This is a genomic window from Aeromicrobium sp. WCS2018Hpa-31, from assembly GCF_031843905.1.
Lineage (GTDB): Bacteria > Actinomycetota > Actinomycetes > Propionibacteriales > Nocardioidaceae > Aeromicrobium.
Window position 1 is genome coordinate 22,418 of the sequence record NZ_JAVTJF010000008.1, and the last position, 19,216, is coordinate 41,633.

Here is a 19,216-nt window from a genome sequence, read left to right on the forward strand (position 1 = left end):
GAGAGGTCAGCCGAGGGCGACGAGCGACAGGAGGAGACCGGTCCACGCTGCAGCCGTGCGGGCGAGGTCGGAGCGGGCCAGGCGACGCAGCAGCGCCGGGGTGGGGCCGTCCGTCCCGAGCCGTCCGTGGGTCGGGGCGGCGACCAGCGCGGTGAGCAGGAGGGCGACGCCGTGGGCCGCCACCGCGGCCAGGACGAGCGGGCGCGGATCGGCCAGCGCGGCCCACCCGCCCACGGCGAGGAGAGCGGCGTAGAGCGGGGCGACGAGCGCGACGATGCGCCGCGAGTGCGCGTCGTGCGCGGCCGCGAAGCCCTCGCGCCCGACCGCGGCGAGGGCCGGGTAGACGACCAGCGACACCGTGGTCTGGAACGCCGCGTGCGCCGCACCCACCACGGCCAGCGCCACGACCGGGTCGATCACGCTCAGTCCGTGCCGACGGGGCGCCGCGCGATGAGCTGCTCGACGAGGATGTCACCGTGCCCGGCGTGCCGAGCCAGCTCGGCGATCATGTGTCCGAAGACGTACCGAAGGGAGACCGGGCCGTCGTGCCACGGCCAGGTCTCGTCGAGGTCGTGCTGGGCGGCCACGACGCGCGAGCGGTCGCAGGCGTCGTCGTAGTCGGCCCGCACCGACTCGATGGTGTCGCCCTCGGCCAGCTCGAAGCTCTCGGCCGGTGTGCGGGGCAGCCGCAGGTCCTCGCGCGGGACACCCGCCACGCGCGAGTGGAACCAGACCATCTCCACGAACGCCGCGTGCTTCACGAGGCCCAGGACGGTGGTCATCGACGACACGAGCCGTGTGCGCGCCTCGGCGTCGTCGAGCTCGTCGAGCAGCAGGGCGATCTCGGTCCGCTGCGCGTCGAGCAGACCTTCCAGGACGGTCCGCTCGTCGGAGGTGTGCAGGCTCATGACCGCCACGCTACGCGCCCCGGCGGTGCGCACCCCCGCTTGCGGCTGCCGGGTGCGAGGATGGGCCCGCCATGTCGACCGATGCCCTGCAGACCGCTGTCGTGACCATCCACACCGACGGGGGCTGCACGCCGAACCCGGGCCCGGGCGGCTGGGGCGCGGTGCTGCGCTACGGCGCGCACGTGCGCGAGCTGTGCGGCGGCGAGCCGGGCTCGACGACCAACAACCGGATGGAGCTGACGGCGCCGATCATGGCGCTGGAGATGCTGAACCGGCCGAGCACGGTGCACCTGCACACCGACAGCACCTACGTGCGCAGCGGCATCACGTCGTGGCTCGCCGGGTGGGAGCGCAACGGCTGGCGCACGGCGGCGAAGCAGCCGGTCAAGAACGTCGACCTCTGGCAGCGGCTGAAGGCCGCCTGCGACCGGCACGAGGTGGAGTGGTTCTGGGTGAAGGGACATTCCGGGGTCAGGGACAACGAGCTGGCCGACCAGCTGGCCACGCGCGGGATGCGCGAGGCGATGGGAGTGCGACGAGCCTGAGGATCAGGCGCGGCGCGAGCCGGACCGCAGGGCGTCGAGGGCCTGGGCGCCCACGAATGCGTAGAAGCCGATCGTGCTCGTGAGGATCGTGCGGGCGGTCTGCATCACTCGACGGTAGGGCCCTTCGTCCCGGTCCGCCTCCCGAACGTCCCGAATCGCCCGGAGCAGCGGTGGCGGGACCCGCTCGGGCGAGGGGCGTCAGTCGTCGTCCGAGGTGGGCCGTGAGATCCGGATGGAACGCGGCGATCCGTCGGGGTTGCGCCGGACCTGGCCGTGGCGCTCGTCGTCGTCCTCGTCGGGCGACGGCATGACGTGGGCGGCACGCTTCTGCCGCTCGAGCTCCTCCTTGGCGTCGGCACGCGAGGGGCTGAAGAAGTTGTCCATGACGCCCATGCCGTTGCCCATCGTGCCCAGGCCCTCGCGGCCACCGGGCTTGTCGAGCGAGCGTTGGAACAGGTACAGCGCCAGCACCAGCACGGCCAGCACGCCCACGGCGAACAGCACGATCCCGACCCACTCCATGTCCTGAGGGTACGCACGCCACCGCGCCACGGCCGGCGTCCTGACGCGCTTGCGTCGGTTCCTCCGACGCAGATCGACCCGAACGCGTCGAGACGCGGCGTGGGGGTGGGAGAGTCAGGCGGGGGCGCGGCGGTGGCCGCCCGCGTGCTCGGGCTCGTCCTCGGCCGCTGGGGCGAGGGCGACGGCGATCGCGGTCGTCACGGGCACCGCGAGGACGAGTCCGATGGCACCCACGAGCGTGCGGACGATCTCCTGGCCCAGCTCCTCGGTCGACGCCATCTCGCCCAGGGGCCGGGAGTAGGCCGTGATGAGCAGCAGCACCGTCATCGCCGAGCCCGCGTACGCGAACACGAGCGTGTACACGCTGGAGGCGATGTGGTCGCGGCCGATCCGCATGGCCGACGTGAACAGCTTCGCCGCGTTGGCGGTCGGCTGGAGCGCGCGCATCTCCCACACCGCGCTCGCCTGGGTCACGGTCACGTCGTTCAGCACGCCGAGCCCCGCGATCACCATCGTCGCGGCCACGACCCCCGACATCGACAGGTCGGGCACGGTCGCCACCAGCGTCCGGTCGTCCTCGGAGCCGATGCCGGTCAGGCTCGACCAGTCGGTCGCCAGCGCGCCCATGAGCGCCGTGGCGACGATGCCGAAGTACGTGCCGAACAGGGCGCTGGTGGTGCGGATGCTCACCCCGTGGGCGAGGTACAGCACGAGCGTCATGATCACCGTCGAGCCCACGATCGCCACCGGGAGCGCGGACCTGCCGGCCAGCAGGGCGGGGAGGATGAACTGCATGAGCGCCAGCAGCGTGACGCCGATGCCGACGAGCGCGAACAGGCCACGCCAACGGGCGACCGCCACGACCAGCACGGCGAACGCGATGGCGAGGGCCAGCAGCGGGAAGCTGCGCTGGAAGTCGTAGAACTCGAACGTCGCCTCCTGGCCCGCGGGCGCGATGCGGATGACCTCGATGTCGTCGCCGACGTCGATGCCGGCCTGGAAGCGCGCCGAGTCGAGCACGAACGAGGCGTTGCCGGCGTCGGTCTCGGCCGTCACGTTGGCGCAGTCGCCCGCCACGGTGGGCAGGTTGTCGGGCCCGACCCCGCCCGAGCCGCAGTCGAAAGGCTTGACCGCGGTGACGGTGGCGTCGACCAGGGTCACGCCCTCGCCGCTCAGCGGGTTGGCGTCTCGGGGGACCTCCGACGCCGACGGCCACAGCATGACCATGGCGACGACCGCCACGAGCGAGATGGCCCCCACCACGACGGCGAGGGTCGCGGCCAGGCCCCGGCGGGGCGGGCCGACGTCGAGGTCGTCCAGGGAGTGCGCGTGTCCGTGAGCCACGGGAGACAGCGTGCCACGATGGGCCACGTGAGCGACGCACAGGACACGGGACCGGACGACGGAGGAAGCGACGACGTCGAGCACCTGCCGGGTGCCGTCGGGGGAGCGATCCGCATCGGACGCACCGTCCGCCGCCCCACGGGGCCCTGGACGCCGGCCGTCCACGCCCTGCTCGACCACCTCGCCGCGGAGGGCCTCGGCGGTGTGCCACGGGTCGAGGGCCTCGACGAGGAGGGCCGCGAGGTGCTCAGCTACGTCGAGGGTCGCGGCGTGCCGGTCGACCAGGAGGTCGTGCTCGACTCGGTGCTGGTCGAGGCGGTCACGTGGCTGCGCGAGTACCACGACCTGGTGGAGGGCTTCCGCCCCGACGAGCCGCTGCGGTGGCGCGGCACCGGCGACGAGCCGGTGCTCCTGGAGGCGGACCAGATCATCTGCCACCACGACCCCGGCGCCTACAACTGGATCGTCCAGAGCGGCCACTTCGTCGCGATGATCGACTGGGACATGGCGGGTCCGGGGCGCGCGATCGACGACCTTGCCTTCCTGATCTGGACGGGCATCCCGCTCTACCGCGACATCGGCGCGCAGGAGACCGCCCGACGTCTGGACCTCGTCGTGGAGGCGTACGGGGAGTGGGGCCCGATGACGCTCCTCGACGCCGTGGTGGCGCGGATGACGACGGCCAGCGAGCGGATCGCCGCGGGCATCGCCCGGGGAGATGCCGGCATCGCGAACCTGCAGAAGGTCGGCGAGCCGCAGCGCACGCGCGACCGCGTGGCGGCCTTCCGGGAGCGGATCCCCGCGATCCTCGACGCCCTTCCCTGACCGACAGGGCCTCTCGGTCGACCGGAGCGCCGGCCACGATGTGACCCGCATCACTCCTAGGCTTCGCCCATGGACTCCGCGCTCTCGACCGTCGGGCTGCCCATCGCGCTCGGGATCATCATGTTCGGGCTGGGCCTCTCGCTCACGCCCGACGACTTCCGGCGCGTGGCCCGCCACCCGAAGGCGGTCACGGTGGCCCTGGCCTGCCAGCTCGTCGTGCTGCCGGTCGTCTGCTTCGGCCTGGTCACCGCGTTCGACCTCGACCCGCTGCTCGCCGTGGGCATGCTTCTGCTCGCCGCGTCGCCGGGTGGCACGTCGGCCAACCTCTACAGCCACCTGTTCCGGGGCGACGTCGCCCTGAACGTGTCCCTGACGGCGATCAACTCGATCATCGCGATCGGGTCGTTGCCGCTCATCACCAACCTCGCGATCGCCCACTACGGGCTCGACGACGAGGTGTCGCTGCAGTTCCGCAAGGTCGTCGAGGTCTTCGTCGTCGTGCTCGCCCCCGTGCTGGTGGGCATGCTCGTGCGCGCGAAGAGCCCTGGCTTCGCCCAGCGCGCCGACAAGCCGGTGCGCATCGCGTCGGCCGTGATCCTGCTGGTCCTCGTGCTCGGGATCCTGGCCAGCACCGGCTCGGACGCAGGTGACTACCTGGCGCAGGTCGGCGCGGCCGCCACGCTGTTCTGCGTCGTGAGCCTCGTGGTGGGGTTCTTCGTGCCGCGGCTCGTCGGCCTCACGCCGGCGCAGGCGGTGGCCAGCTCGTTCGAGATCGGCGTGCACAACGCCACCCTCGCCATCTACGTGGCCGTCGAGGTGCTCGACGACACCGCCATCTCGGTGCCGGCGGCGGTCTACGGGCTGCTGATGTTCCCGCTCGCGGCGGTGTGGGGCGTGCTGCTCACCCGAGTGCTGCTGCCCGGCGAGGGACGGCGCCGCGCGGCGTCCCGAACGTCGTGAAGGTGCCCTCGGACCACAGCACCGACGTCGGCTCCGTGGCCGCCAGCCCGGGGAGGCCGGCCGCCTCGACCAGGGTGTCGTCGAGCGACACCAGCTCGGCGCGGTGCAACGGCCATGCCCGGTGCGTGTTGGGGACCCACCAGGTCCGGCCGAGCACCCGGGTGTGCAGCCCGAACCGGGCGGTCACGAAGTGCTCCAGCTCGCTCGGCTCGTGCAGCGGCTCGGTGGGGCGCACCTCGATCCGCCCGCCGGCGCCGCGCGGCCCCGGCCATCGACGACGCGACGTGTAGCGGTGCCGGTCGCCCTCCTGGTCGACCCGCATCCGGGCCCAGGTGTACGGCGTGCCGAAGACGATCCGGGCCAGGGCGGAAACGAGCAGCCGTGAGGACTCCAGCGACAGGAACACCACGCCGTGGCGGCCTGCGTCGTCGACCGAGTAGAGGCGCACGTTGGTCTCGTGGAACGTGCCCAGCCACGGTACCGCTGGCCCCGTCCCGAACCCGGCACGTTGCATCCGGAAGGGGATGAGGCCCACGTAGGTGCTGCCGTCGAGCACGTCGGGGCGCACCCCGGGCGGCATGAAGCGCTCGACGGTCGACGGGTCGACCGCCCAGTGCACGAAGGCGATGTCGGCCCACGTCTGGCGCATGATGCTCGGCCCGTCCAGCGGGGGTCCGTCGGGGTTCACGCTCCTAGTCTCGTGCGGGTCGCACCGGTCCGCTGGGCGACGGGAGCGCCACGCGGCGGTCGAGCTCGAGCTCGTCGAGGAACCGCTCGTCGTGGCTGACCACCACGAGCGCCCCCCGGTAGCCGCGCAGCGCCTCCACGAGGTGCCCGACGCTCACGAGGTCCAGGTCGTTCGTCGGCTCGTCCAGGAGCAACAGCTGGGGCGCGGGGTCGGCCAGCAGCACGCACGCGAGTGCCGCGCGCAGCCGCTCGCCCCCGGACAGCGTCGACACGATCCGCTCCGCCGCGCGGCCACGGAACAGCAGCCGTGCCAGCTGGGCCCGCACGTGCTGGGGGTCGGCCTCCGGAGCCACCCGACGCACGTTCTCGAGGACGGAGGCGTCCTCGTCCGGGAGCGTCGGCCGCTGGGCGAGCCGGCCGACGGGCACGCTCACGGTCGCGGACCCGGCGGTCGGGGCGAGCCGGCCGAGGGCCACCTCCAGGAAGGTGGTCTTGCCGCTGCCGTTGGGCCCGGTCAGCGCCACGCGCTCCGGCCCCCTCAGGTGCAGGGCCACCTCGGTGCCGACGTGCGGGAGCACGAGCCCTTCGGTGACCAGCACGTCACGGGTGCGCGGAACGGCCGTATCGGGCAGCTCCAGGCGGATCTCCCGGTCGTCGCGGACCCGCTCCTCGGCCGCGTCGAGGTCGGCTCGTGCGCGGGCCACGTGCTCCTCGTGCGCCCCGCGCAGCTTCCCGGCCGACACCTCGGCCGACATGCGCCGGCCGTGGGCGACGATCTTCGGCACCCGCTTCTCGGCCTCGGCCTTGTGCGCCGTCCGCCTCCGCTGGGCGAGCTTGGCGCGGGCCTCGACCAGCTCACGCTCCTGACGCCGCACGTCCGCCTTGGCGTCGCGGACCGCGCGCCCCGCCGCCTCCTGCTCCGCCGCCACGACCTCCTCGTAGACGGAGAACCCGCCCGCGACGGTGCGCACCCGTCCGGCGTGCACCTCCACGATCGTGTCCATGCCCTCGAGGAGCTCGCGGTCGTGGCTCGCGACGAGGGCCACCCCGCCGAACGCGCCGAGCGCCGACGTCAGGTGCGCGCGGGCGCGTCGGTCGAGGTTGTTCGTGGGCTCGTCGAGCAGCACCACGTCGGGCCGGCGCAGCAGGCGGGCGGTCAGGGCCAGCAGCACGAGCTCGCCGCCGGAGAGGCTCGACGCCGCACGGTCCAGGCCGAGCGACCCGAGCCCGAGACGAGCGAGCCAGGCCGCGGCCCGTTCCTCGACGTCCCAGTCGTCCCCGACCCGGTCGAAGTCGGCCTGGTCGGTGCTGCCCGCCTCGATGGCGCGCAGCGCGACGAGGGTGTCGGCGACGTCGAGGACGTCGGCCACGGTGAGCCCCTCGACGGTGCGCACCGGGTCCTGCGGCAGCAGCTCCAGCGACCCCGTGGTCAGGACGGAGCCGCCCGTGGGGACGAGGTCGCCGTGGGCGAGGCGCAGCAGCGTGGACTTGCCGCTGCCGTTGCTGCCGACGAGCCCGTGCCGCCCGGGCCCGAGGTCGAGGTCGACGTCGGACAGGGCGGGTGCGCCGTCGGGCCAGGTGTGGGTGACGTGGTGGAAGGACAGGGATGCAGCCATGGGGGCCTCCTGAGGGTCGTGGCGGGCTGGAGCGGTGTGAGCCGCGCGAGCGCGCCGTCAGGAGGACACGACGTCAGGACGTCCCGAGCGTCCGGGCAAGCGCCCGGGGTCGCAGGAGCAACCGTGAACGAGGTCGACGAGGCGCGCAGCGTCGAGCGGACGCGCGCAGGGCTCGGACCTCAGAGCTTCACGGTGGCAGATCACCTCACGGATCGGGGACCCCCAGGCTACTACCGTGCGGCCATGAGCTCCACCCCCTCCGAGGCGCCCGCCACCGCACGTCGGCTCGGTCTCGAGCCACATCCCGAGGGCGGGTGGTACCGGCAGACCTGGCGCTCGCCGGTCGACGTCACGCTGCCCGACGGACGGGTCCGCCCCACCGCGACCCTCATCTGGTTCCTGCTGCCCGCGGGCGAGTCGTCGGCCTGGCATCGCGTGGCGTCCGACGAGCTGTGGCTCGCGCACACCGGGACCGTCCTGCTGGAGCTCGGGGGCGACGGTCGGGCGCCCGCTGCCGGGCAGCGGCACCACGTCGGCGCCGGGGCGGGGGAGTCGAGCCAGGTGCTCGTCCCTGCAGGTCGGTGGCAGCGCACCGTGCCAACCGACGAGGAGGCGCTCGTCAGCTGCATGGTGTCGCCGGGCTTCGACTTCGACGACTTCACGCTGCACCGCGGCTGAGTCCCACCCCGCCGAAACCCCGTCCTACCATCGTCGCCATGAGCGAGATCTGGTTCGACGAGCGCGACGACGCCGACGAGCTCGTCAAGGCGCTGGAGGCCGAGGGCTACACGGTGACGGCCCGACGCGAGGGCTTCGCGGGCGAGGACGACGCCGAGGACCATGCGTGGGCGGTCGTCGTCGAGCCCTTCGACGAGCGGGTCGTCGAGATGGTCGACGTGTACGGCGGCTGGCTGCCGGGCGACGAGCGACTGTCCGAGGATGCTCCGGCCCCCGACCTGCCCGACGGCCCGAAGCGGCTGAAGCGGGAGGGGTAGGGGGCGTCCTCGTCCTCCTGCTCGTCCTCCCGTCCGTCCTGCGGCTGCGCTGCCTCGGGGGGTGCTGGTCCTGCGGGTGCGCTGCCTCGGCCGGCGCTCGTCCTGCGGGTGCGCTGGCTCGGCTTCTCCGTGGAGGTGGGTCCCGAAAGGGCCTCGACCGGGGAGCTGGGTGCGTCGTGGCCCGGGTTCCCGGGGTCCGGGGCGATCGGAGGTAGGAGACGCACGGAACGACGGCGTCAGAGGTAGGCCTGACACCTGTCCGGGTCGCCGTTGGGTACCAGGCCTACCGCCGTGATCCTCGACAGGTGCTGCACCTACCTCTGACTGCCCAGCCGCGGCCCGGTAGCTCGACCGACCCCCGGCCCACCGTCAGGTCGAGGCCCTTTCGGAGAGCAGACCGACTCGGAGCGGAAGCAGCGCAGCCGCAGGTCGAGGACGGTCCTTCCCCTCGCCCCCGGGAGGTAGGTGGCCCGCGCTACGGGCGACGGCGGAGGTAGGTGGCCCGCGGATGGAGGCCCGCTATCCGCGCGCCACCTACCTCTGACTGCCGCATTCGGCGTGTCACCTACCTCTGACTGCCGCATACGGCGCGCCACCTACCTCTGACTGCCGAGCCGCGGCCCGGTAGCTCGACCGACCCCCGGCCCACCGTCAGGTCGAGGCCCTTTCGGAGAGCAGACCGACTCGGAGCGGAAGCAGCGCAGCCGCAGGTCGAGGAAGGACCGGCAGCGCAGCCGCAGGTCGAGGACGGTCCGAGCAGCGCGGCGTAGGTCAGGCCCCGAGGTGCGTCCGCAGGAAGTCCACCTGCAGCACCTTGAGGTTCTCGGCCACGACCTCCTGGGGGGTCATGTGCGTGACGCCCGACAGGGGCAGCACGGTGTGGGCGCGGCCGGCGGCGAGCAGGGCCGACGACAGCCGCAGGGTGTGGGCGGCCACCACGTTGTCGTCGGCCAGGCCGTGGATCAGCATGAGCGGACGCTCCAGGCGCGGGGCGAGCGGCAGCAGCGAGTTGCGGTCGTACACGTCGGGCCGCTCGTCGGGGTGGCCGAGGTAGCGCTCGGTGTAGCAGGTGTCGTACAGGCGCCACTCGGTCACGGGGGCGCCGGCCACCGCGGCGTGGAAGACGTCGGGTCGCGCCAGCACGGCCAGGGCGGACAGGTAGCCGCCGTACGACCAGCCCGTGATGCCGACGCGCGAGGTGTCGACGTCGTCGGGGAACCGCTCGGCCACGCCGGCGAGTGCGTCGACCTGGTCGGCCAGGGTGACCTCGGCGAACGCGTCGAGGATCTCCCGCTCCCACACCGCCCCGCGACCAGGCGTCCCGCGACCGTCGGCGACGATCACGCAGAAGCCCTGGTCGGCCAGCCACTGCGCCTCCAGGAACATGCGGGCCGACGCGAGCACGCGCTGGGCGTGCGGGCCGCCGTAGGGGTCCATGAGCACCGGCAGGCGGCGTGAGCCCCGCACGTGGTCACGCGGGAAGAGGACGGCGGCGCGGAGCTCGCGCTCGCCGACCGACACGACGGTCACGTCGGGCTCGAACGGCGCCGGCTCGGCGACGACCGACAGCTGCGTGGTCTCGGCCGTGCCCTCGCGGTGCACCGTCAGGGTGGTGCCGACCACGTCGAGCGCGGAGCGGCTCACCACCGTGGTCCCGCCACCGACGGCCGCACCGTGCACGGCCTGGCCCGACGTGAGCGGCTCGACGTCGGAGGTCCCGCCCAGGCCGACGCGCAGCACCTGCACCTCGGTGGGCTCCGCCGACGCGGTCACGACCACCGCGTCGGGGTGGGTGCTGACGATGCCGCGCACCTGCCACTCCGACGACCCGACGGGCGTGCCGTCGACGACGAGCCGACGCGAGCCGTCCACGTCCTCCACGGTGACCAGACGGCCGCCGGGCGCACGGCGCGGTGCGCTCGTGACCTCCACCCAGGCCGCGTCGGAGTGCTCGCGCAGCGTCTCGGTGGAGCCGTCGGCGACGTCGACCGAGAGCACCCGGGCGCTGCGCTGGTCGCGGCTCATCACCTGCACCACGGGGGCACCGTGCTCGGTCCACGTGACGCTCGAGAGGTACTCGAACCGCTCCCGGTCCCACTGCACCTCGGTGCGGGTGCCGTCGAGCGCGACGTGCCAGAGCGCCACCTCGCTGTTGGGGGTGCCGGCGGCCGGGTAGCGCTGGGCGACCGGCTCGCGGTCGGGGTTCTCGGGGTCGGCCACGTGCCAGACCTGCACCGGGGCGTCGTCGTAGCGCTCCACGAGCAGCGAGGCGCCGTCGGGAGCCCACCAGAACCCGCGGTACCGACTCATCTCCTCCGCGGCGATGAACTCGGCCTGGCCCCAGACCTGGGTCGCCGTCTCCGGAGCAGCCAGCACCTGCTCGTCGCCCGTCCTCTCCTCGCCCTGCAGGTCGACGACCCGGAGGGCGCCGTCGGCAGCGGCGTAGGCCACCCGTCGTCCGGTCGGGTCGACGCGCGGGTCGATCACGCCGTCGACGGTGGGCAGCTCGTGCACGGCACCGGCGGCCAGGTCGACCGCCCACGCCTTGCCCGAGAGGGCGAAGGAGGCCCACCGCCCCGCCGTGTCGACGGCGTAGTCGACCACACCGGCGCCGGTCTCCCGCGAGCGCTCCCGTCGCGCGCGCTCGGCCGCCGACAGCTGCTCCCCGTCGGCGAGGAGGGCGTCGGGGTCCACCAGGACCCGCTCCTGCCCGGTGGCCACGTCGTGGGCCCACAGGGCACCGGTGCGGCTGACGCCGTCGGCGGTGCGCACGAACCACACGGTGCCGCCGTCCGGCGAGACCGTCACGTTGCGCGGGATGCCGAGCGTGAAGCGTGCGGTGCGGGCGGCGAGGCGAGGGTAGGAGACCGTCATGGCACCCATCTCACCATCCGTGCCCCCGCGCCCCTCCTGCGCTCCCGTGCCCGCGCTCGTGCCGCGTCGATACGCTGGCGCCATGGCCCTGCCCGCACGTCGTCTCCTGCTCGTCCACGCCCACCCCGACGACGAGACCATCAACAACGGCGCCACCATGGCGAAGTACGTGAGCGAGGGGGCCCACGTCACCCTCGTCACCTGCACCCTCGGCGAGATGGGCGAGATCCTCGTGCCCGAGCTCGAGCACCTGGCGGCCGACCAGGACGACGGGCTCGGCGCGCACCGGCTCACCGAGCTCACCGACGCGATGGGGATCCTGGGCGTCACCGACTTCCGCCGCCTCGGTGGCGACGGCCGCTTCCGCGACTCCGGCATGAAGTGGGACGAGAACGGCAACGCCACCGCCGCCGACGAGATCCACGCGAACGCGTTCTGGCACGCCGACCTGCTGGAGGCCACGAACGAGCTCGTCGCCGTCATCCGCGAGATCCGGCCGCAGGTCCTCGTGACCTACGACGAGTTCGGCAACTACGGCCACCCCGACCACGTGCAGGCCAACCGGGTGGCGCACTACGCCGTCGCCCTCGCGGCGGCCCGGTCCTACCGCCACGACCTCGGCGAGGCCTGGGACGTGGCGAAGGTCTACTGGACGGCGATGTCGGAGTCGGCCATGCGTCAGGGCATCAAGGAGATCCGCGAGGCCGGGGACCTGCAGTTCATGGAGGGCATGGACCCCGACAACCTGCCGCCGTTCGCGATCCGCGACGAGGACCTCGACGCCGTGGTCGACGGCAGCACCTGGGTCGACGCCAAGCTCGACGCCATGCGGGCCCACGCCACGCAGATCGCCGTCGACGGGCCGTTCTTCGCGCTGTCCAACGACGTCGCCCAGCGGGCGTGGGGCACCGAGCACTACCGCCTGGTCAAGGGTGTCGCGGCGCCGGCGCCGGGCACCACGTTCGAGGACGACCTCTTCGCCGGCACCGGGGTGTGAGCGCGGCGGCGGCCCTCGCCCGCCTGGTCGTGGTGCTGCTCGGCGTCTGGGTGGGGGTCCTGGGGTCCCTCGTGCACCGCACGACGTTCGAGGTGATGGGGGCCGACCGACCCGGCGGCCTGGTGCTCAGCCTGGTCACCGTGGCCGTCGTGGCCGTGGCCTGCGGCCTCGCGGTGCGGGTGGGGGCCGCCTGGTTCGGGCTCGGCTGGACCCTGGTGCTGCTGCTCCAGCAGCTGCAGCCGTCGGGCTCCTACCTCGTGGCCGCCGACGCGATCGGCTGGACCTGGATGATCGGGGGCCTGGGGGTGTGCGCCGCCGCGGTCCTGCTCGCTCCTAGGCTGGAACGATGACCGCGTCCGTCGACCAGCGTGCCTTCCGCGACGCCCTCGGCAGGTTCGCGAGCGGTGTCACGGTGGTCACCACCGTCCTCGACGGCATCGACCACGCCATGACGGCCAGCGCCTTCTGCTCGGTGTCGCTGGAGCCTCCGATGGTGCTGGTGTGCTCGCACAGGACGAGCCGGTTCCACGACGCGGTGCTCACGACAGGGACGTGGGGCGTCTCGATCCTCACCGAGGAGGGGCGCGACGCCTCGGCATGGTTCGCCGACCGCGGCCGACCACTGGAGGACCAGCTCGCCGGCGTGCCGTTCCACCGCGGCGCCAACGGCGCACCGCTGCTCGACGACGCCCTGGCCTGGCTGGAGTGCACCACGCACGCCGTGCACGACGGTGGCGACCACTCCGTCATCATGGGTGCAGTGACGGGCGCGGCCGTGCGTGACGGGGTGGACGACCCGTTGCTGTACTACCGGTCGCACTACGGGACGATCGTGCGGTCGCCCCTCAGCGAGAAGACCATCCAGGAGAAGGCATGAGCGACGAGCGACCTGAGCGGCCGGACGTCGAGGGACCCGACTCCGAGCACCCGCACCCCGACGCGGGGGAGACGACCGAGGGAGCCGGCGACCGCCACCTCGACGACACCTTCACCGACGCCGAGCCCCTCGCCGAGCACGACGACGCCGAGCTCGACCTCGGTGACGCGACCCCCGCGGACGACACCGGCGTCGAGGCGCAGGAGGACGCCGCCCTCGACGCAGCTGCGGACGAGGACCCCGCGGACGAGGAGATCGCCCTCTCCGAGGACGCCGTCGAGCCGGACAGCGACGACGCCGTCGTCGAGGCCCCGGAGGAGGTCGTCGCCGAGGACGAGCCGTTCGAGGACGTGGACGACCCCGAAGAGGACGACCTCGACGAGGGCGACGTCGACGACGACTCGGTCCCGCCGCCGCACGCGATCGACGCCGACCCCGTCGAGGACGAGCACGACGACCTGCACGAGGACCCGGACGACGACCGTCGCGACGAGACGCGCACGCGGTCGGCCGTCGCCGCGGCCCTCGCCGGCTCGGCGCTGAGCACCCCGCCGCCGGACGACGAGCTCCGGCACGAGCCCGAGGACGACGCGCTCCCGCTCCACGACGACCCGGACGAGGAGTCCTCGACGGACCGCCACGACGGGGCCGCCGGCATCCCGCCCACCGGGGGAGAGGAGCCGTCGGACGAGCGCCCGCGCCGTCGGGGCCGCTGGGCCCTGCTCGCCGCCGTCGTCGTCCTGGGCGGCCTGTACGTGGGCGGCTACTTCCTGACGGGCACCCGCATGCCCGCCGACGCGAGCATCGGCGGCGTCGACGTGGGCGGGCTGTCACCGGCCGCCGCCCGCGCCGCCGTCGACGAGGAGCTCACCCCGCGCGAGGGCGACCCCGTCACCCTCACCCACGGCGACGAGTCCTTCGAGATCGACCCGGCGGAGGCCGGGCTGGCTCTCGACGTCGACGCGTCGGTCGACCAGGCGGGTGGTGCCCGCAGCTGGGACCCGCGCGACATGGTCGCCCTGTTCTTCGGCAGCCACGAGCACGCGCCCGCCCTCGACGTCGACGACGCAGCCCTGAAGGCGGCTGTCGACGGTGTCGCCGAGGCCGTCGACGTGCCGGTCACCGAGGCCCTCATCACCTTCCCCGAGGCGAAGCCGAAGCCCCGTGAGCCCAAGCCCGGCCTGGTGGTCCGCAAGGACGACACCGCCCAGCTCGTGCAGGACCAGTACCTCGTGCAGACCGACCCGGCGAAGGTCCCCACCGCCGCCGTCGAGCCCGCGGTCGACGAGGACGGGCTGCGTCAGGCGATGACCGAGGTCGCCGAGCCCGCCGTCGCCGCGCCCGTGACCATCGAGGTCGGTGACAAGGACGTGGACCTCCCGGTGACCGCGTACGCGCCCGCGCTCACCGTCGAGCCCGTGGACGGGGCGATGGCCCCGGTCATCGACCCCGAGAAGCTGGCCGAGCCGCTCACCGACGCCACGACCGGCATCGGCAGGAAGGCCGTCGATGCCACGGTCGAGATCCGCGACGACAAGCCCGTCGTGGTGCCCGGCAAGGAGGGCGTCGGCCTGCAGCCGCAGGAGATGGCCGAGAAGCTCGTGCCGGTGCTCACCGAGACCGGCGACGAGCGCACCGTCCAGGTCGAGGCCAAGGTCGTCGAGCCGGTGTTCACCACCGAGGACGCCAAGGCGCTGAAGATCGTCGAGAAGATCGGCGAGTTCACCACCGAGTACCCGCACGCCGAGTACCGCAACGTCAACCAGGGCCGCGCGGCCGAGATCCTCAACGGCACGATCCTCAAGCCGGGCGACACGTTCTCCTTCAACGACACCGTCGGCGAGCGCACCGCGGCCAACGGGTTCACGACCGGCTCGGTCATCAACAACGGCCGCTTCCAGGACGAGCTGGGCGGAGGTGTGTCGCAGGTGGTCACCACCACCTACAACGCGGCGTTCTTCGCCGGCCTCGAGGACGTGGAGCACCACCCGCACGCGTTCTACATCGACCGCTACCCGGTGGGCCGCGAGGCGACCGTCTACTTCGGCTCGCTCGACCTGCGCTTCCGCAACAACCTCCAGAGCGGTGTGCTCATCCGCGCGTTCGTGCAGAAGAGCAGCCCGGGCGGTGTCGGCCGCACCACGGTCCAGATGTGGGGAACCAAGGAGTTCGAGGTGAAGGCCGGCAAGTCCGAGCGCCGCAACTTCCGCGCCCCCGCCACGCGCTACGACGACTCCGACGACTGCGTGCCCCAGGCTCCGCTGCAGGGGTTCGACATCGACATCTACCGCACCCTCAGCAAGGGCGGGAAGGTCGTCAAGCGCGAGACGGACACGGCCAACTACCAGGCAGCGGCCCGGATCGTCTGCGGCGAGGAGCCGAAGGACGACTGAGGGTCGGCCACCCCCGGTCCCGAACCACCTGCGGCCCTCAGATCGGGACGCGCAGGGACGCGGTGTAGCCGTCGGCGACGGAGCCGCTGACCTTCGCGAGCTGCAGGGAGTAGCCGTCGCTGAACACGTTGTCGGAGTCGAGCGAGACCTGGGCGAGGTTCGAGACGCTGCGCTCGTAGCCGTCGGTGGCGTACACGTCGGCGCACACGTCCTCCGGGAAGGCCAGCTGGGACGTCCGCAGCCGGTTGCTCGCCGACGTCGCGTCGTCGAGGCTCGGGTACACCTCGAAGTGCACGTGCGGCCACCGCCCGGCGTAGCAGGCCGGAAAGATCGACGTGAACGTCACCGTGCCGTCGGCGTCGGCCTCCTGCACGCCACGCAGGTAGTTCTCGTCCGCCACGTCGTCGGAGTACATCGAGTAGCTCCCGTCGCGGTCGCAGTGCCACACGTACACCGCCGCCCCGGCCGCAGCGGTGCCGGCGTCGTCGGCGCTGCTCACGTCGACGACGGTGAGCGTCAGCGTCAGGGCGATGCCCTCGGCGACGCCGCTCGCACCACCGAAGCTCGAGCGGATGTCGCTGCGCACGATGCCCGACTCGGTGAGGACGTTCACGCCGTTGGTGCCGTCCGCGGGGTAGGGGCCGTTCGTCTCCTCGGGGATCTCGCCGTCCCCGACCTCGGCCGAGGTCCCGGCTCCACCGCCCTGGGGTGGGCCGCTCGACGGTGCACCCGTGGCGGTGGCGGTGCCGGTGGAGTCGGTCGAGCAGGCGGCGAGCGCGACGGCCGCGCCGGCGCCGCCGAAGAGGCCCAGCAGGCGGCGACGGTGCCACATGGTCGGGAGGTCGTGGGAGAGGCCGAGGTCGTGGTCCTCGACCTCGTCGTGGTGGGTGCTCATGCGGTCACGCTAGGCGCCGGCGCTGTGATCCCCGCTGGATCGGCTGTGGGCCTCCTGTGAGGGCTCGAGGTAGCGGTACTCGTGGTGGGTGACGAAGCCGTGGGGCGCGTACAGCGCCAGCGCGCCCGTGTTGTCCGGCATGGTCTGCAGGTACACGCGGGTCGCGCCGCGCTCGTGCGCCCAGGCCAGGCAGGTGCGCACGACGGCGTCCGCGAGGCCGCGACGCCGGTGGTCGGGGAGGGTCTCCACGGCGGCGACCCCGGCCCACTCCCCGGTCACGACCACGCGTCCGACGGCCGCAGCAGGCACCCCGCCGTCCTCCAGCTCGGCGAACCCGACCGTGCGTGGTCCTTCCAGGACCGCTCGGGCGGCGTTCGCGTCGTCCACCCGCCCGTAGCGCGAGAGCCAGCGGTCGGACGCGGCCCCCACCACGTCCACGCGGGGGTCGGCCTCGGGCGCGTCGACGAGGTCGGCGACCTGCACCACGGCGCCACCGCGGTAGCCCGCCTTCGGCACCCAGCCGGCGTCCAGGAACCGGCGCTCCCAGTCCGAGCCGACCACGACCTGGGCCTGCGGCGGCAGTCCGCGCGCGGCGTAGAACGCCAGGACCTGTGCCACGGCCTCCGCCGGGGGCAGTCCCGGCTCGCCCACGACGGCCACCGAGTTCGCGCGCCCGGTGAACGAGCCCGCGGCCCTCAGCTCCCAGTCGCCGAGCTGCTCCACGTCCGGCGCCGGCCACCCTCGCGACGTGACGCGGACGAGCTCGTCGACGCCCACGTCGAGGGCGCGACGGCTGCGCGCCGGACGCGGCGGGACGACCTTCAGCGCCACGACGCGGTCGGCGGCGACCACGACCTCGGACCCGTCACGACGCTCGACCGTCACGCCGTGCGGACCGGCCTCGACGACGCGCCCCACCACGTCGGTGGCACTGCCGTCGTCGAGCCGGTGGCGCACCGTCACGCGCTGCCCGACCAGGAACTCCACGTCGCTCACGGCAGTACCGTCTCATGAGGCAGACCTGGGTGCGGACGCCCTTGCCCGAGGCGCGATACTGGTCCTCGGCCTGCCCGTGAGCCCTCGGGTCGTGCAGCCGTGCTCGTGTCGAAGGAGTCTCCCGTGACGTACGTGATCGCCCAGCCGTGTGTGGACCTCAAGGACCGCGCGTGCGTGGACGAGTGTCCCGTCGACTGCATCTACGAGGGCAAGCGGATGCTCTACATCCACCCCGACGAGTGCGTCGACTGCGGTGCCTGCGAGCCGGTGTGCCCGGTCGAGGCGATCTTCTACGAGGACGACACCCCGTCCGAGTGGAAGGAGTACTACGACGCCAACGTGAACTTCTTCGACGACCTCGGGTCTCCCGGTGGCGCGGCGCGCACGGGTGTCATCGACAAGGACCACCCGTTCATCGCTGCGCTCCCGCCGCAGAACCAGGAGTGATCCGCGGCCGATGAGCAGGCAGTGATGGACCGGCCCCGGCTGTCCGCGCGGTTCCCCGACTTCCCTTGGGACACGCTGGCCGACGCGAAGCAGCGCGCGAACGCCCACCCCGACGGCATCGTCGACCTGTCGATCGGCACTCCCGTGGACCCCACGCCCGCGGTCGCCCGCGAGGCGCTCGCCGCGGCGTCGGACGCTCCCGGCTACCCGACGGTGCTCGGACCCGACGCGGTCCGCCAGGCCGCGGTCGACTGGCTCCGCCGCCGGCTCGGTGTCACGGGGCTCGCCGCCGACCAGGTGCTGCTCACCGTCGGCTCCAAGGAGCTCATCGCCAACCTGCCGACCCAGCTCGCGCTGGGTCCGGCCGACACCGTCGTGCTGCCGTCGCTGGCGTACCCCACCTACGAGGTGGGTGCCCGCTTCGCCGGCGCCCGTGTGGTGCTCGGTGACCCGGTCGCCGACGGGCTCACCGACGTGCCGTCCCTGGTGTACGTGAACTCCCCGGCCAACCCGCACGGCGAGGTGCTCGGCGCCGAGCACCTGCGGGCGGTGGTGCGTTGGTGCCGCGAACGAGGCGCGCTGCTCGTGTCCGACGAGTGCTACGCCGACTTCGGCTGGGACGCGGAGCCGGTCTCGGTGCTGCACCCCGACGTGTGCGAGGGCAGCCACGAAGGACTGCTGGCGGTCCACTCGACGTCCAAGCGGTCCAACCTGGCGGGCTATCGCGCCGGGTTCGTGGCAGGCGACCGCGCCGTGGTGGCCGAGCTGCTGGCGGTGCGCAAGCACCTCGGCTTCATGGTGCCGACCCCGGTGCAGCACGCCTTCGCCGCAGCGATCGCCGACGACGAGCACGTGGAGCTGCAGCGTCGGCGCTACGCCGAGCGACGCGACGCCCTGCGCCGCGCCCTGGAGTCGGCCGGCTTCACGATCACCCACTCCGAGGGGGCGCTCTACCTCTGGGCCACCCGCGGGGAGGGCTGCCGCGACACCGTGGCCTGGCTCGCCGAGCGCGGCATCCTGGTGGCACCCGGTGACTTCTACGGCGAGCGCGGTGCGCACCACGTGCGGGTCGCGTTCACCGCCACCGACGAGCGCATCGCCGCCGCCGTGGCCCGTCTGACCGCCTGAAGCCTGCGCCTCGGGGCGCTGCGTCGAGAAGGCGCGTCAAGAAGGCGTCAAGACGCGTCAGGAGCCCGTCAGGACGGGCGTCGAGCGGTCGTGACGGGTGTGGGCTGGGGGCATGTCCCTCGTCACCGCCCTCCAGCTGCTCGGCGTCGCTGCGCTGCTGGTCTACCTCGTCGTGGCCCTCGTGCGGCCCGACCGGTTCTGAGCCGC

At 73.1% G+C, this 19,216-nt stretch carries 21 protein-coding genes; 12 read left to right on the forward strand and 9 right to left on the reverse strand.

Features of this window, described 5'->3' with window-relative positions; genetic code table 11:
- Positions 1-6: 6 nt before the first annotated feature.
- Together RQG84_RS11605 and RQG84_RS11610 are read right to left on the reverse strand one after the other, a co-directional pair.
- A complete protein-coding gene (locus RQG84_RS11605; protein WP_311210162.1) occupies positions 7-420 on the reverse strand; it encodes a hypothetical protein in 414 nt (137 codons plus the stop codon).
- 2 nt (positions 421-422) lie between these two features.
- Positions 423-908, reverse strand: coding sequence for a DinB family protein (locus RQG84_RS11610; RefSeq protein WP_311210163.1), 486 nt, complete (start codon positions 906-908; stop codon positions 423-425).
- A gap of 71 nt (positions 909-979) precedes the next feature.
- On the opposite strand from RQG84_RS11610, the gene rnhA reads away from it, so the two are divergent.
- A complete protein-coding gene (gene rnhA, locus RQG84_RS11615) occupies positions 980-1,453 on the forward strand; it encodes a ribonuclease HI (RefSeq protein ID WP_311210164.1) in 474 nt (157 codons plus the stop codon).
- A 198-nt stretch (positions 1,454-1,651) separates the two neighbouring features.
- Here the strand turns inward: rnhA and RQG84_RS11620 are convergent, their stop codons facing one another.
- Together RQG84_RS11620 and RQG84_RS11625 are read right to left on the reverse strand one after the other, a co-directional pair.
- Complete coding sequence (locus tag RQG84_RS11620; RefSeq protein ID WP_311210165.1) at positions 1,652-1,975, reverse strand: hypothetical protein; 324 nt, start codon at positions 1,973-1,975, stop codon at positions 1,652-1,654.
- Between the two features lie 114 nt (positions 1,976-2,089).
- Positions 2,090-3,319: a YibE/F family protein gene (locus RQG84_RS11625; RefSeq protein ID WP_311210166.1), complete on the reverse strand. Its 1,230-nt coding sequence runs from the start codon at positions 3,317-3,319 to the stop codon at positions 2,090-2,092.
- A gap of 27 nt (positions 3,320-3,346) precedes the next feature.
- Here RQG84_RS11625 and RQG84_RS11630 point away from each other — a divergent pair, with 27 nt between their 5' ends.
- On the forward strand, positions 3,347-4,144 hold the full coding sequence (locus RQG84_RS11630) for a phosphotransferase (protein ID WP_311210167.1): 798 nt from the start codon (positions 3,347-3,349) through the stop codon (positions 4,142-4,144).
- A gap of 69 nt (positions 4,145-4,213) precedes the next feature.
- A complete protein-coding gene (locus tag RQG84_RS11635) occupies positions 4,214-5,104 on the forward strand; it encodes a bile acid:sodium symporter family protein (protein ID WP_311210168.1) in 891 nt (296 codons plus the stop codon).
- On the opposite strand, the gene RQG84_RS11640 is transcribed toward RQG84_RS11635, so the two are convergent.
- Both RQG84_RS11640 and RQG84_RS11645 read right to left on the reverse strand, forming a co-directional pair.
- Positions 5,046-5,792, reverse strand: coding sequence for a DUF2071 domain-containing protein (locus RQG84_RS11640; protein WP_311210169.1), 747 nt, complete (start codon positions 5,790-5,792; stop codon positions 5,046-5,048). The genes RQG84_RS11635 and RQG84_RS11640 overlap by 59 nt on opposite strands.
- A gap of 4 nt (positions 5,793-5,796) precedes the next feature.
- Positions 5,797-7,407: an ATP-binding cassette domain-containing protein gene (locus RQG84_RS11645; RefSeq protein ID WP_311210170.1), complete on the reverse strand. Its 1,611-nt coding sequence runs from the start codon at positions 7,405-7,407 to the stop codon at positions 5,797-5,799.
- Positions 7,408-7,650: 243 nt separating this feature from the next.
- Here RQG84_RS11645 and RQG84_RS11650 point away from each other — a divergent pair, with 243 nt between their 5' ends.
- Together RQG84_RS11650 and RQG84_RS11655 are read left to right on the forward strand one after the other, a co-directional pair.
- Entirely contained in the window at positions 7,651-8,085 is a 435-nt protein-coding gene (locus RQG84_RS11650; RefSeq protein WP_311210171.1) for a cupin domain-containing protein, read from the forward strand.
- A 38-nt stretch (positions 8,086-8,123) separates the two neighbouring features.
- Positions 8,124-8,402: a hypothetical protein gene (locus tag RQG84_RS11655; protein ID WP_055964808.1), complete on the forward strand. Its 279-nt coding sequence runs from the start codon at positions 8,124-8,126 to the stop codon at positions 8,400-8,402.
- A gap of 771 nt (positions 8,403-9,173) precedes the next feature.
- Here the strand turns inward: RQG84_RS11655 and RQG84_RS11660 are convergent.
- On the reverse strand, positions 9,174-11,276 hold the full coding sequence (locus RQG84_RS11660; protein WP_311210172.1) for a prolyl oligopeptidase family serine peptidase: 2,103 nt from the start codon (positions 11,274-11,276) through the stop codon (positions 9,174-9,176).
- Between the two features lie 82 nt (positions 11,277-11,358).
- On the opposite strand from RQG84_RS11660, the gene mshB reads away from it, so the two are divergent.
- The 4 genes from mshB to RQG84_RS11680 are packed head-to-tail and all read left to right on the forward strand — an operon-like array spanning position 11,359 to position 15,543.
- Entirely contained in the window at positions 11,359-12,273 is a 915-nt protein-coding gene (mshB, locus tag RQG84_RS11665; protein ID WP_055964811.1) for an N-acetyl-1-D-myo-inositol-2-amino-2-deoxy-alpha-D-glucopyranoside deacetylase, read from the forward strand.
- The gene (locus tag RQG84_RS11670; RefSeq protein ID WP_311210173.1) at positions 12,270-12,623 is read left to right on the forward strand and encodes a hypothetical protein; all 354 of its coding nucleotides are present in this window, start codon (positions 12,270-12,272) and stop codon (positions 12,621-12,623) included. Before mshB ends, RQG84_RS11670 begins: the two co-directional genes overlap by 4 nt.
- On the forward strand, positions 12,620-13,150 hold the full coding sequence (locus RQG84_RS11675; RefSeq protein ID WP_311210174.1) for a flavin reductase family protein: 531 nt from the start codon (positions 12,620-12,622) through the stop codon (positions 13,148-13,150). The genes RQG84_RS11670 and RQG84_RS11675 overlap by 4 nt, the downstream gene beginning before the upstream one ends.
- Complete coding sequence (locus tag RQG84_RS11680) at positions 13,147-15,543, forward strand: VanW family protein (protein ID WP_311210175.1); 2,397 nt, start codon at positions 13,147-13,149, stop codon at positions 15,541-15,543. The genes RQG84_RS11675 and RQG84_RS11680 overlap by 4 nt, the downstream gene beginning before the upstream one ends.
- A gap of 37 nt (positions 15,544-15,580) precedes the next feature.
- Here RQG84_RS11680 and RQG84_RS11685 read toward each other — a convergent pair whose 3' ends face one another.
- Positions 15,581-16,438, reverse strand: coding sequence for an intradiol ring-cleavage dioxygenase (locus RQG84_RS11685; protein ID WP_311210176.1), 858 nt, complete (start codon positions 16,436-16,438; stop codon positions 15,581-15,583).
- Between the two features lie 9 nt (positions 16,439-16,447).
- Positions 16,448-17,434, reverse strand: coding sequence for a GNAT family N-acetyltransferase (locus tag RQG84_RS11690; RefSeq protein ID WP_311210177.1), 987 nt, complete (start codon positions 17,432-17,434; stop codon positions 16,448-16,450).
- A gap of 123 nt (positions 17,435-17,557) precedes the next feature.
- Between RQG84_RS11690 and fdxA the strand changes: the two genes are divergently transcribed.
- The 3 genes from fdxA to RQG84_RS11705 all read left to right on the forward strand — a co-directional run bounded on the left by fdxA (position 17,558) and on the right by RQG84_RS11705 (position 19,211).
- A complete protein-coding gene (gene fdxA, locus RQG84_RS11695; RefSeq protein WP_055964831.1) occupies positions 17,558-17,881 on the forward strand; it encodes a ferredoxin in 324 nt (107 codons plus the stop codon).
- A 24-nt stretch (positions 17,882-17,905) separates the two neighbouring features.
- The gene (dapC, locus tag RQG84_RS11700) at positions 17,906-19,009 is read left to right on the forward strand and encodes a succinyldiaminopimelate transaminase (RefSeq protein WP_055964833.1); all 1,104 of its coding nucleotides are present in this window, start codon (positions 17,906-17,908) and stop codon (positions 19,007-19,009) included.
- A gap of 112 nt (positions 19,010-19,121) precedes the next feature.
- Positions 19,122-19,211: a potassium-transporting ATPase subunit F gene (locus RQG84_RS11705; protein WP_083516245.1), complete on the forward strand. Its 90-nt coding sequence runs from the start codon at positions 19,122-19,124 to the stop codon at positions 19,209-19,211.
- The last annotated feature ends 5 nt before the right edge of the window (positions 19,212-19,216 follow it).